The sequence below is a fragment of the Lachnospira hominis (ex Liu et al. 2021) genome (assembly GCF_014287955.1).
Classification (GTDB): Bacteria; Bacillota; Clostridia; order Lachnospirales; family Lachnospiraceae; genus Lachnospira; species Lachnospira hominis.
Window position 1 is genome coordinate 79,423 of record NZ_JACOPD010000008.1, and the last position, 11,910, is coordinate 91,332.

Sequence of the window (11,910 nt, forward strand, 5' to 3'; positions counted from 1 at the left end):
TTGACCGCAAAGCATTAGGCGGGTTACAGTAAATAAAAATGGACACGGCGATACCTCCCCGATACCGCCGTATCCTTAAAAAAGGGCGACTTTAATACACTACCCGCAATCCATTCTATAATAGGGAACAGCGGCTTTTGCGCAATATTAAATAAAAAAGCCGATAACACATAGGTTTTTTGACCTAATGCGTTATCGGCTCTGCGTCTATGCGTCTGGCACTTTTAATCATTTTTTTTGAATTTATTATATGTGTTAGCTAACTGTCCACAAGCCGCGTTAATCTCTCTGCCATGAGAAACTCTCATAGTAACTTCAAGTCCTGCTTGCTCTAATTGATGTTTGAATGCAACTATTTCCCGTTTCTGTGGTGCTTTAATTCTTGAATTGCTTGTTGGGTTGTATTGTAACACGTTAATCATAACTTTTTTGCCCCGAAACCATTTTGCAAGTTGTCTTACATCTGAGGGCCGGTCATTTATACCCGGTAAAAGCAAATACGCAAAGACAATTTTGCGATTATGCCTTTCAGAATAGGATAAGGCTTGCTTAACAACATCTTCAATAGCATATATGCGCATGTGAGGAATAATACGATTTCTTGCAGATTGTGTTGCTGCGTGTAAAGATATTGTCAACTGAATTTTAAGATGTTCCTCGCGCAATTTTTTTAATTGATCGACCGGACCAACTGTTGATATGGTAATGCCGTCGGTTGGAAAGTTGAGCCCATATCTATCTCGGAGAATATGGATTGCTTTTATCAAGTTGTCATAATTGAATAAAGGCTCTCCCATACCCATAAAAACGATACGGTTTACTTTTCGACGCAACAATATAATCTGTTGTACGATTTCTGACGATGTTAGATTACGAACAAAGCCATTTCGCCCGGACTCACAAAAAATACAACCAACAGGACAACCGACTTGTGTGCTCACGCAAACAGTTCCACCATCTCGCCGCTTGATAAAAACCGTTTCAATGTATTTGTTGTCTTTCAGTTCGTAAACATACTTTTCAGTATCACTGCTTTTGCAAATATTTTTTACCAACATTGATAGATTTTTTTTGCGTGGTAATTGCTTATATAATTCTTCATATAAGGCTTTTGCTTCATTCTCGCCAATAACTTCCGACATTTCTTTGTAAGTAAATCCGTATGGATCATTCCGTACTTCCGCAGGCGTATATTTAGGTAAACGTTTCATTTTTATATCCTTTCTTCTAAATAATAAAAGTTTGTTTTTCTGTATTTTTGATTACAATCTCTAATTTTTCTACATCAATGATATGCGTCAATTTGCATTTAGGGCAGAAAAGAGGAAAATCTTTTAATACAGTATTATGAAATACTTGAACTCTCGTCTTTCCGTTACAAATCGGACATTTTATCCAATATTTTTTAAGCATTATATTTCACTCGTCCTTTTTACACAAAAAAATGCAGGTCAATCCTCAACATGAGCATTGACCTGCATTTATAATGCACAGAGCAGTACAACAAAACTAAGGCATAGCTTGCACTATGTCTATACTATATCTATACGTCGTTAGTTTTTTGTATAGCATCCGCAAAATAAGCATGACAAAAAAGCCCATGTTGAAAATGGGAAAATCCTTTTTTTCAATGCTTATCTAATACGCATGCTATGCAACATAAACGCCGCCTCCTTTTACATAAATTTTATTTTATCAGAAAATCAGTCTACTGTCAATACACAACAGGAAGTATTTAACCTAATGATATGAATTGTGTGGACATATCCAAAAAGAAAGGTGAACTGTAAAATGTAACAGGGTGAATGAAAATGGCAAAAAGACCCGTACCATTGTACGACTTTAAGGCTTTCGGGGCAGCTATAAAAGCCGCGAGAAATGAATACGGCGAGAGCCGCAAAAAGGTAAGCGACGAGTTATATATTTCCCCGCGCTACCTTGCGAATATCGAGAACAAGGGACAACAGCCGAGTTTACAGGTATTCTATGACCTTGTAACCCGGTATCATATTTCGGTAGATCAATTTTTCTTCCCGAACAGCAATGCGGAGAAATCCACCGGGCGGCGGCAGCTTGACGCGCTGCTGGACGGTATGAGCGATAAAGGCATACGGATTGTAACCGCAACGGCAAGGGAGATAACAGAAGTCGAACAAGCAGAGGACTAACCTCACAATATGGGAAGCAGGAGATTGCAGCGCATAGGGGCTGCAATCTTTTTTTGCGCCAAATTAGAAAGAGAGTGCAACAAACGCTGCCTTTGAAACGGGATAAGGAGTAGATAGCAAGCACAGCAAACGAGTACCCGTTTGCGAAAAGTGCTTGTTGGGATAATCCCAAACCCTTATACCGAAAGGCGGTGCGGAAATGGAAAACCGAAAGAGAAATATACAGATGAAGTTTTACGTTACGGAAGAAGAAAAGCGGCTGATCGACGAGAAGATGAAGCAGCTTCCCATAAAGCAGTATGGGGCATACTTCCGTAAAATGGCGATAGACGGGTATATTCTTGTCGTTGACCGAAGCGACACAAAAGCATATATCCGGGAACTGCAAGCGGTGAGCCGGAACATCAACCAGATTGCAAAACGCGCCAATGCGACGGGGACGGTTTACAGGCAGGATATAGAGGACATTAAAAAGGCGGTGGACGAGATATGGCGGTTACAAAGACGCACCCTATTAAATCAACCTTAAAGGCTGCGATAGACTATATCTTAAATCCCGAAAAGACAGACGGGAAGCTGCTTGCGTCCTCTTTCGGCTGCGGGCTGGAAACCGCCGATATTGAGTTTGCATGGACGCGGGAAGCTGCCGGAGATCGCGGCACACATTTAGGGCGGCACTTGATACAATCCTTTGCGGTGGGAGAAACCACACCGGAAGAAGCGCACAAAATCGGCATGGAACTTGCCGGGGCGGTATTAGGCGGCAAGTATGAGTTTGTTTTGACAACTCACGTCGATAAAGACCATCTGCATAATCACTTGATTTTCAACGCGGTTAGCTTCGTTGACTACAAAAAGTACCATTCCAACAAGCAAAGCTATCACTTTATCCGGCGCACCAGCGACAGGATATGTAAAGAGCATGGGCTATCCGTCGTCGTACCGGGACAGGACAAGGGAAAAAGCTATGCAGAATACACCGCCGAAAAGCAAGGGACAAGCTACAAAGCAAAGCTGAAAACGGCGATAGATACTCTCATTCCCCAAGTGAAAGATTTTGACGAACTGCTGCGCCGCTTGCAGGAAATGGGGTATGAAATCAAACAGGGCAAATACATTTCCTTTCGCGCTGCCGGACAGGAACGGTTTACCCGCACAAAGACGCTCGGCGCGGCCTATACGGAAGAAGCGATAAAGGAGCGTATCAAGGGCGTGTATGTTGCCAAAACAAAAACGCTGCGGGAAGATAAGAAAATCCGGCTTGTCGTCGATCTTGAAAACAGTATCAAAGCCCAACAGTCGGCGGGCTATGAACGGTGGGCAAAAATCCATAATCTGAAACAGGCTGCTAAAAGCATGAACTTCCTAACCGAAAACAAGATTGAGTATTATAGCGAACTTGAAAGCAAGATAGCCGATATTATGACCGCCCATGACGCGGCGGCAAGGGCGGTTAAGGACGTAGAGCAGCGTATGTCTGATTTGTCGCTGCTTATCAAGCACACGACCACATACCGACAATTAAAACCGATTTACGAGGAATACAAGAAGTCGCGGGACAAGGAAAAGTATCTGCGGGGGCATGAAAGCGAAATTATCCTGTTTGAAGCTGCGGCAAGGGCATTAAAGGAAATGCAGATAAAGAAGCTGCCCGATCTCGCCGCGCTGCGCAAGGAGTATAGCAGCTTAAACGACAGAAAAAGCAAATTGTATGAGGATTACCGCCAAGCGAAAAAGCAAATGCAAGAACGAAAACGGCGGTGCTGCTGGTCGTCAAGCCGCGCTGGATATGGATAAGGTTTTCCCCCAACGGGATAGAGGACATAAGCCCCTGTTCCTGCCGGTAGTCAAGGCGGGTCAAAATGCAGTTGTATTTCTGCGCGATTGCCGCCGCTCCAAATACTTCGTTATCCAATTTCTGCTTGGTATCTGCAAGGTTTAAGACAAGCAGCGTAAGCAGAAACATTCTTTCGTTGCGGCTCTGCAAATCGCGGAGTAGGTTTTTTGCTTCCCCGCCGTAGGTGGCAAGGTCGGACGGAATAATATCCATGTCGTAGCCGCTGCGGATTGCTTTTTTCTGTTCCTCGATTTTCATACGGTCAAGGTCGGTAATCTTGCGCTTAATCGTCTTGATTGCTTCGTTGTGGTCGATACTCTGAATGTGCAGATTGACGATAATCCCGTTTTCCGCGTCCATGAAGTCGGCAAGCATACGGTCGGAGAGTTCCGGCGCGACGATCTGCAAAAAGGAAACTGCGCCAAACTTGCCGCCCATTTGAAACATTCGCCCGTCGCCAAATCGGAAAGAGGACGGCGCGATAAAGTCTTTGACAGAAAGACCGCTTGCGGGTAGCCATTCCCACGCAAAGTTAAAGCGTTCCCCGTCCGGGTGGAAAATCCCATGCAGCACTTCAAGACGCTGTTTCCCGTCCAATACCCGCGCCGCCGCGCCGATCACCTTAAAATGGTTGAGGGTGTGGGCTTCATGGTAAACTCGTCATGTTCAAAGGTTAGGTACTGCTCGGCAGCTCCATAGTCGGCATTTTTAGAGCTGATATGTTTGAATGTTGCCAACGGCTTCACCTACTTTCTGCAAGACTTCAAACTTCAAGGCGGCAAGCTCCGCTGTGGCGGCTCGTACCTCTTGGGAGAGGGCGTTATAGGGTGCGCCGTACTCGTTCAGACAGCGGGCAATCTGGTTTAAGTTGCCGCCGATTTTCCCGTATTCGGCTGTGAGTTTCCCAACGGCAGAGAGTAACTCATCATTGACCGGGGAAACAGTAATGACCGGGCGTATGCTTGACTTAATGAGGGCTTGTCGGATAAATTCGGCTTGGCTCATTTTGCAGAGGGTGACACGCTCGGAAAACTCGGCGTATTCTTCCTCGGTCAAGCGTGTCTTGATTACCCGGCTTCGGTGGGGCGTGTTGTATCTTTTCATGGCTGTGAACCTCCTTTCGTGGGTGGATTTTTTCAAGCGGCGCAAGCCGCAAAAGGCGGGCTTGGGGTGGCAACCCCAACAAGATTCCCATAGGACAAAATGAGCCGGTAGGCGAAATTTGGTACTGTGGTAGAATCTTGCTCTAAGAAAACGGCGAAACTCCCCCTTTACTCCTTACTACGCAGAGAAATGCAAATATGGCAAAGTTTTGAAAAACTTTTTGATAAAACTTTTCGACAAAGCTGGAAAATCAGCGCGGTTTTTGGCGCAAAAAAACAGGAAACCTTTTCTGATTTCCTGTCATGGTATGCCGCTGTAACGGGCGGCGGTTATTCTGTTGTCATTCCCCGGAAGCAAACTTGTAGCCCATACCTAAAACGGTTTTTATGTAAATGGGCTTGCGGCTGTCCGGCTCTATTTTTTTCCGCAGGTTGTAAATCACATTTGCAACGCTTGACTGGCAGCTTTCACTTTCCATGTTCCAAACGGCTTCAAATATTTGTGTCCGTGTGAGGACAATGCCGGGGTTGGAAGCAAGATATACAAGGGTACTGTATTCAAGGCGGGTAAGGCTTACTTCCTCCCCGTCTTGAAATACCCGGCGTTGGTTCTGCTTTATTTCCAGTCCCGGAAAAGATAACACGGAAGCGGTTGTGATCTGCATGGGTTCAATCTGTATATAATCAGATATTGCCGATATGATTTTGTCAATCGCTGTTTCCTCTTGTTCGTTAAGTGTCAGCAGTAGTAATTTCCCCATGTTCATTACCTCTTTTATCCGTTGAATTTAAACTATATTTTTCTGTCGTGTTTTTGACAGTAAGCAACAAATATATATGATAGAGAGCGTAATGTCAATTTAATGCCATTAAAAGAGAAAGATGGTCTGTCTAATTATTATCATTTTGTTCATATGCACTTACGCTGCGTTTGGCATTTAGGCAATTCAATATATTGTAAATTTATCTATATCAGCGGGCTAACCTCATTTTCACAAAATAAGCTAAGTTTGTGAAGCGCTCTTGTGCAGGCAACATATAAGAGGTTTTTATCATCTTCATCATGGTAGTTTTGGCTATCTGCATCACAAATTAAGACAGTATCAAATTCTAATCCCTTTGACATATATACTGGTAAGATAAACACGCCTTGTAAATCTGATACGCTCCCATTTTTAATTAATTGAATATCAAGTTTGTGTTTAATTTTATTAAATAGATAGGTTGAATTTTTTTCGGTTTTACAAATTAAGCATATCGACTGAAACCCTTTCTCTTGGCATAATTTTATTTCCTTAACAATTTCATCAATGAAGATTTCGGAATTATCAGCAATATATACTTTTGGGCTATCGCCATTCCGATTAAAACTTTTTATCTGTGAACTTTGTTCAATGAACTTTAAACTAAAATTTAAAATTTCATTCGTACAACGGAAACTTTTATCCAACATAATAAGAGAAGATTTTTTCTTGTTCAATATTTTTTGAATTTGTTCGTAGAAAGAAATATCTTCTTTTTTGGCAAGAGTCTGTTTCATATCTCCTAAAATAGTAAATTTGGCATTAGAAAAAAGCAAATTAAATATTTCATATTGGAGAGGGTAGTAGTCCTGTGCTTCATCAATGACTACCTGCTTAATATTTTTATATTTATTTGTTCCGTATATTTTTAAATACAAATAAGCGATTGCTATTGCGTCATCATAATACAAGCTGTCTGCTTCCAAATTTTCCTTAGTATATTTCCAAATATTTTTTATGTTTTGTGACGGATTGCTATTTTGCAGCAGGCTATAAAAATAGGCTTCATTGCTAAATAATATTTTATATAATTCAACAATGTCAATTTTTATAAATTTCTGTATTTCCTGCTTGATTAGATTTTTTTCTTCTTTATGCCCCCGCCCTTTTCCTGTTCCAAATATTTGTTCTAAAATATAATCTTCTAATTGTTCTAATTTTATGCCTAATGGTGTTTCTGGTCTTCCTAATATCTTGTCTTTTAGAATTTGCCCGCTTACAACGCATTTTCCCTCATAATAAACATCTTCAAATTCTATCCACTGGCGGGGTATATCAATGAGAAATTGGTCTAAAATTTCCCTAAAAAAACTTGACGTTTTAAATTCTATACTATTTCTTGAAATTTCCTTGTATTTTGAATTGACAATCAAGTTTTCTAAAAAATCATTTCTTGACTGAATTTTCCTGCCATTTAATAACTCACTAAGTATATCTTCAAACACGGAAGAAATAACATTATCTTCTCCCAATTCGGGCAATACATTTGAAATATATTGCTCAAATATAGAATTTGGGGAAATAATCATAATGTTATTTGCGGACAGCTTTGTTTGTAAACCTTGATACATAAGATAAGCAGCCCGGTGGAGAGCAATAGAGGTTTTTCCACTTCCCGCTACACCCTGTACCATTAGCAGGTCATTTTCCATATCTCTAATAACCACGTCCTGTTCATGCTGAATTGTTTCAACAATAGCTTTCATTTTAGCAGTAGTGTTTTGTGACAGTAATTGCCTTAAAAATTCATCAACAATCTGAACATCTGAATCAAAAAAATATTCCAGTATTCCGTTTTTTATTTCATATTGGCGTTTCAAATTGAGTTCACCTGTTACTCGTCCACATGGAGCGTCATAAAACGCTTCGCCTGTCATAAAACGATAGAAAACACTGGCAATCGGCGATCTCCAATCATAAACATACATCTCTTGATAGCTGTTTTTTCGTAGAGAAGAACGTCCAATGTATATTTTTTCAAATTCGTCCTCATCATCAAATTTAAAATCAATTCGGGCAAAATAGGGCGATTTTATCATCTTTTCTAACAGAAGTATTTTATGTTCTTCTTCTTCATAATCTATAATTTTGTCTGTAACAGGATTGATATATTGGCTTAATTCAACAAGTGCCTCGAAACCGTCTGATGTGTACAGTGATGTAATGCCGTGTTCTGTATTTTCACGCACATCTTTTTTGGCTTCGATAATTTCTGATTTCTTTTTGTCTGCCGCTTCTTTTGCCTGCTTTAATTGTTCCTCGGCTAAAGAGATTGTTTGTGCTAATCTTTTTTCTTCAAACGCTTTTTCTGTCTGATTATTCCCCATAATGATTATGACCTCCTTGAAAAATGAAAGAAAGTTTTACTGAAACATTGCTAGGCTAGTTTAGCATGTGTCAGCTTATATAAACAGTCTTGTATTTATAAAATTTGTATGGTATTATTATAGTGGGAAGAAGTATGTTAGATATTTGATTTCTGCAAGCATATCAATTCTAATACGGACGTGTAATTTAAGCAATAAACAAATTGGGACAAAGCAGTTATACCGCTATGTCCCAATTTGCTATTACTCCATATCTTCAGCAGACAGAAACACAAGCCCGACAAATTCTTCCTCAATCAGTTTCTTCAACTTTTCCACTGTGCTCTATGCAGGCTCCCGTATCTCCATTCCAACCTATAATCTCTTTCTGTAAAAGCAAATCTTGTTCTGTGAAAAAATGAGTTGGATTCCGTAGTAGTCGGCATTGTGCGTAATGTGTATAACTGACTGTATCATGGAATTGTGGGTAACTCTGTTTGCAGGACGTGGGAAAGCTGCACTTTAGCTTTTCCATGTGCTGTGAATAGAGTTATCCATGATTCCATAGCCTGTTATGCACATTTCCACAATGTTTGTCTTTTGGTCGTTGGTTCGGAAAAGAAAAGCCCTGTATGTTATTATATACAGAGCCATTCTAATCTTTTTTTATCCACTACATAGAGCGTTTCCTTTCTGCAAAATTCATTTTACAGAGTGATACCCGCCTTTTTTGCAAAGTAGTCTTTTCTCCCGGTAAGCTCTGACTGTTTTTCCTTTGGAAGATTGTTGAATAAATCATCATAAAGAACATCAGCTAACTGCATTTCTCTCGCAAGCAAAAATACATTTAGACTAAGCCATTCCTCCCAAAGCCCCTCAAATAAGCTGTTACTGTCTGTATAGGTGTCAAGCTCCTCAAAGCCATGTGACGCTGTATAGCATTGCAGTTTAACAAAGCCATACCTACCAACATCAACCAACAAAATATCTTCGTCCTCTATTTCGTACAGTTCCTCAAACACATCAATCACTTTGCGACACTTTTCCCGTTCTTCCTCTGTGATATATACTGTTTTTTCCATGCTCAATTACCTCTATCCTTTCAAATTGTGGAATACTGTTTTCAGTTTTCTTCTACTTCTGAACCACATATTTGAAATGCCATATATGCCATTTTATACGGAATAGAGGTTGGCTGTCTGCATTTATCAGTGTGTTACTTTATGGCACATGAGCATTTGCGCCCGGATTGTCGTTGCCGTAACCCTCCATGAGGTTGATAGCCCCCCAAATGCCAAGACCTGCGCCAAGCGCGATAACCAAAGTCTGCAATACACCAACTGCGCTGTTAAAGAAATCCATATAAACCTCGCTTTCTGCCGCTTTGCGGCTCAAAAAATGTTGTTGAAAATGAAAATGCCGCCGTTATTCCTCGGCGGCTGCGTCCTCGTCGGACAAATCTATTTCGTATATGTCAAAGGCTTCATCGGGCTTTACTATTGCCGGGCGGGTAGACATATACCGTTCCACATCAAAAGCGTTTTTCTTGTCGAAGTCGGAAAGGTATTTGTAGTTCGGGTGTTTCGTTATATCGTATTTGTCGCTTAAAAAGGGACGTACACCGCGTAGCTGCAAAATACATTTCCCACCGTCCATAACTGCTATTTCGTCCTGTGTCATCAACTCCTTTCCTAATTTTTGATAAGTAAGTCCATGAGAAACCTGCGTGCCGCGATTTTCGGAAGTGTTGAAACTGTCAATTGTTTCCCGTCCCAAGTTATCCGAAATATCCTTTGCATTTTTCCCACGTCCTCCCAAAAACAAGGTGCTGTCGGCATTATCAAGTATGATTTCTGCCGCGTCCTTGTAAATGGCTTTTAGCTGGCTCTGCGATTGCAGAATGATAGAAGCGGACATTTCCCGGCTGCGGATTGTGGCAATCAGTTTATCAAATCGGGGTATCTGTCCGATGTTCGCAAACTCGTCAAGCAAAAAGCGGACGTGAACAGGCAATTTGCCGTTATATTCGTCGTCCGCTTTGTCGCAAAGCAAATTGAAAAGCTGCGATTGCAGCATAGCGATAACAAAATTAAACGTGCTGTCCGTATCGCTCATTATGAGGAAAAGTGCGCTCTTTCTGTCGCCTAACGTGTCAAGTTCTAATTCGTCGTAGGACATGAGATCGCGCAATTCCTTAATATCAAAAGGCGCAAGCCTCGCACCGCAAGAAATGAGGATTGATTTTGCTGTTTTGCCCGCCGCCAATTTATATTTTCGGTACTGCTTCACCGCGAAATGGTCGGGGTCGCGTTCTTCCAAGTCGGCAAACAGCAGATCGACGGGGCTTTGATATTCCTCGTCGTCCTCGCGGGCTTCGCTGGCGTTGATAAGTTCCAACAGGGTAATAAAGTTCATTTCCTCGGCGGGGGCTTCATACCAGATGTAGCCAACCAATGCGCAATACAATAACCTTTCCGCTTTTACCCAAAAATCCTCCGCACTTTTTTCTCCCTCGCCTTTGGTATTCGCTATCAACGTGTTTACCAGCTTCAAAATATCTTTCTCGCTGCGGATATACACAAAGGGGTTGTAGTGCATAGATTTTTTGAAGTTAATCGTATTCAGTACCTTAATGCGGTAGCCCGCCCGTTGCAGCAGCTTCCCGCACTCAATCAAAACCGTACCTTTCGGGTCTGTCAAGACGTAAGAGGAATGAAGCTGCATTAAATTCGGCTTGACGAAAAACCTTGTTTTTCCGCTGCCGCTGCCGCCGATCACGACGACGTTCTTATTTCTTGCGTACTTCGGCTGCTTCGGGCGGCTGTTCATGGTAAGGCGTTCCGTCTGTGTCAAAATGATGTTGTTTTGAAACTCCGGGTCTATGTAGGGCTTAATATCTTCGGCGTTTCCCCATCGGGCAGAGCCGTACTCCGCGCCCTTGCGGTATTTCTTCGCGTTTTTCCCTTTGACATAGACAATCAAGCGGATAATCACCGCGCCGACAATGCCGACAAGCAAATCCAGCGGGTAAATGCTCGGCAAGGCACTTTCAAAGGCTGCGGAAAATCCCTGCGTGATATTCAGTATCTTTGCGGAAATATCCGCGCCGGGGGCAAGCCGCACCGCCTGTCCGACTTTATCAAAGAGATAGACAAAGAACACATAGGGGATATTCGGAAGTATTAGCTTTTTGTAGTTAATCTGCTTCATATCTCGCGCCCCCTGTCCATTTTCTTTACCTTGTCGCGGGCGGCGTTAAGCTGCTTTGCCTTGTCCTTTGCAGCGGCAAGGGCTTTGCGGATAGAGGGCTTTTTCTCCCTGTTCAGCTTCTTTGCGGAAAACTCTTGAAACGCTGCGGTCATAACGTCTGCGTCCCGGCCTTTGAAAAACACAAGGTAGCGGGTCTGCTCGCCCTTAACCTTTTTCAGCGAAAAATCTATGTTGTATTTCTTCGCCGTACTCTCAAAGGCTTTAATATTGCTGTCGGTGATCTCGATGTTGGAAACACCCGCGTTCTGCTTCATAAGCTGCCGCATGGTCTGTTTCCCATGCGCGGGCTTGCTTTTCTGCTCCAAAAACTTTTGGATTGCTTTCTGCAACGCCTGTTCGGTAAGCCGCGCCGCGCCTTTTCCCACTTTGACGTATAGGGCAATCGTTTTTTGGGTTACTTCCTCCTGCAAGGTATCAACTCCT

11 protein-coding genes and 2 pseudogenes are annotated in these 11,910 nt (G+C 42.1%); 3 read left to right on the forward strand and 10 right to left on the reverse strand.

The annotated features are described in order from the left end of the window. Nucleotides 1-224 precede the first annotated feature (224 nt). Together rlmN and H8S01_RS11275 are read right to left on the reverse strand one after the other, a co-directional pair. Nucleotides 225-1,211, reverse strand: coding sequence for a 23S rRNA (adenine(2503)-C(2))-methyltransferase RlmN (gene rlmN / locus H8S01_RS11270; protein ID WP_006774449.1), 987 nt, complete (start codon nucleotides 1,209-1,211; stop codon nucleotides 225-227). Nucleotides 1,212-1,227: 16 nt separating this feature from the next. After that, the gene (locus tag H8S01_RS11275; protein ID WP_003431289.1) at nucleotides 1,228-1,413 is read right to left on the reverse strand and encodes a cysteine-rich KTR domain-containing protein; all 186 of its coding nucleotides are present in this window, start codon (nucleotides 1,411-1,413) and stop codon (nucleotides 1,228-1,230) included. 398 nt (nucleotides 1,414-1,811) lie between these two features. On the opposite strand from H8S01_RS11275, the gene H8S01_RS11280 reads away from it, so the two are divergent. From H8S01_RS11280 to H8S01_RS11290, 3 genes are all read left to right on the forward strand, one after another. Beyond that, the gene (locus H8S01_RS11280) at nucleotides 1,812-2,168 is read left to right on the forward strand and encodes a helix-turn-helix transcriptional regulator (RefSeq protein WP_044942672.1); all 357 of its coding nucleotides are present in this window, start codon (nucleotides 1,812-1,814) and stop codon (nucleotides 2,166-2,168) included. A gap of 199 nt (nucleotides 2,169-2,367) precedes the next feature. After that, nucleotides 2,368-2,697: a plasmid mobilization protein gene (locus tag H8S01_RS11285; protein WP_002584958.1), complete on the forward strand. Its 330-nt coding sequence runs from the start codon at nucleotides 2,368-2,370 to the stop codon at nucleotides 2,695-2,697. Then, nucleotides 2,658-3,965 (forward strand): relaxase/mobilization nuclease domain-containing protein, encoded by a 1,308-nt coding sequence (locus H8S01_RS11290; protein ID WP_117500818.1) that lies wholly within the window; start codon nucleotides 2,658-2,660, stop codon nucleotides 3,963-3,965. Before H8S01_RS11285 ends, H8S01_RS11290 begins: the two co-directional genes overlap by 40 nt. Here H8S01_RS11290 and H8S01_RS11295 read toward each other — a convergent pair. The 8 genes and pseudogenes from H8S01_RS11295 to H8S01_RS11330 form a co-directional block, all read right to left on the reverse strand. Continuing rightward, nucleotides 3,916-4,653: pseudogene (locus tag H8S01_RS11295) on the reverse strand (VirB4-like conjugal transfer ATPase); the annotation flags it as partial. The gene H8S01_RS11290 and the pseudogene H8S01_RS11295 sit on opposite strands and share 50 nt — an antisense overlap. 60 nt (nucleotides 4,654-4,713) lie before the next feature. Continuing rightward, the gene (locus H8S01_RS11300) at nucleotides 4,714-5,109 is read right to left on the reverse strand and encodes a plasmid mobilization protein (RefSeq protein WP_117500819.1); all 396 of its coding nucleotides are present in this window, start codon (nucleotides 5,107-5,109) and stop codon (nucleotides 4,714-4,716) included. Between the two features lie 340 nt (nucleotides 5,110-5,449). Continuing rightward, nucleotides 5,450-5,869, reverse strand: coding sequence for a winged helix-turn-helix domain-containing protein (locus tag H8S01_RS11305; protein ID WP_173821045.1), 420 nt, complete (start codon nucleotides 5,867-5,869; stop codon nucleotides 5,450-5,452). A 206-nt stretch (nucleotides 5,870-6,075) separates the two neighbouring features. Beyond that, nucleotides 6,076-8,238 (reverse strand): HelD family protein, encoded by a 2,163-nt coding sequence (locus H8S01_RS11310; RefSeq protein WP_117500820.1) that lies wholly within the window; start codon nucleotides 8,236-8,238, stop codon nucleotides 6,076-6,078. A 686-nt stretch (nucleotides 8,239-8,924) separates the two neighbouring features. Then, entirely contained in the window at nucleotides 8,925-9,299 is a 375-nt protein-coding gene (locus H8S01_RS11315) for a hypothetical protein (protein WP_002591345.1), read from the reverse strand. Nucleotides 9,300-9,450: 151 nt separating this feature from the next. Then, nucleotides 9,451-9,579 (reverse strand): annotated as a pseudogene (locus H8S01_RS11320) (Maff2 family mobile element protein); the annotation flags it as partial. A gap of 63 nt (nucleotides 9,580-9,642) precedes the next feature. Beyond that, complete coding sequence (locus tag H8S01_RS11325; protein WP_070087586.1) at nucleotides 9,643-11,427, reverse strand: VirD4-like conjugal transfer protein, CD1115 family; 1,785 nt, start codon at nucleotides 11,425-11,427, stop codon at nucleotides 9,643-9,645. After that, nucleotides 11,424-11,897 carry a PcfB family protein gene (locus H8S01_RS11330; protein WP_002604484.1) on the reverse strand — a complete coding sequence of 158 codons (474 nt, stop codon included), beginning with the start codon at nucleotides 11,895-11,897 and terminating at the stop codon, nucleotides 11,424-11,426. Before H8S01_RS11330 ends, H8S01_RS11325 begins: the two co-directional genes overlap by 4 nt. Nucleotides 11,898-11,910 lie beyond the last annotated feature (13 nt).

What these genes read in the sequence shown, in the direction of transcription:
- rlmN (WP_006774449.1), bottom strand. Translation starts at nt 1,211, where the DNA reads ATGAAACGTTTACCTAAATATACGCCTGCGGAAGTACGGAATGATCCA.
- H8S01_RS11275 (WP_003431289.1), bottom strand. Translation starts at nt 1,413, where the DNA reads ATGCTTAAAAAATATTGGATAAAATGTCCGATTTGTAACGGAAAGACG.
- H8S01_RS11280 (WP_044942672.1), top strand. Translation starts at nt 1,812, where the DNA reads ATGGCAAAAAGACCCGTACCATTGTACGACTTTAAGGCTTTCGGGGCA.
- H8S01_RS11285 (WP_002584958.1), top strand. Translation starts at nt 2,368, where the DNA reads ATGGAAAACCGAAAGAGAAATATACAGATGAAGTTTTACGTTACGGAA.
- H8S01_RS11290 (WP_117500818.1), top strand. Translation starts at nt 2,658, where the DNA reads ATGGCGGTTACAAAGACGCACCCTATTAAATCAACCTTAAAGGCTGCG.
- H8S01_RS11300 (WP_117500819.1), bottom strand. Translation starts at nt 5,109, where the DNA reads ATGAAAAGATACAACACGCCCCACCGAAGCCGGGTAATCAAGACACGC.
- H8S01_RS11305 (WP_173821045.1), bottom strand. Translation starts at nt 5,869, where the DNA reads ATGGGGAAATTACTACTGCTGACACTTAACGAACAAGAGGAAACAGCG.
- H8S01_RS11310 (WP_117500820.1), bottom strand. Translation starts at nt 8,238, where the DNA reads ATGGGGAATAATCAGACAGAAAAAGCGTTTGAAGAAAAAAGATTAGCA.
- H8S01_RS11315 (WP_002591345.1), bottom strand. Translation starts at nt 9,299, where the DNA reads ATGGAAAAAACAGTATATATCACAGAGGAAGAACGGGAAAAGTGTCGC.
- H8S01_RS11325 (WP_070087586.1), bottom strand. Translation starts at nt 11,427, where the DNA reads ATGAAGCAGATTAACTACAAAAAGCTAATACTTCCGAATATCCCCTAT.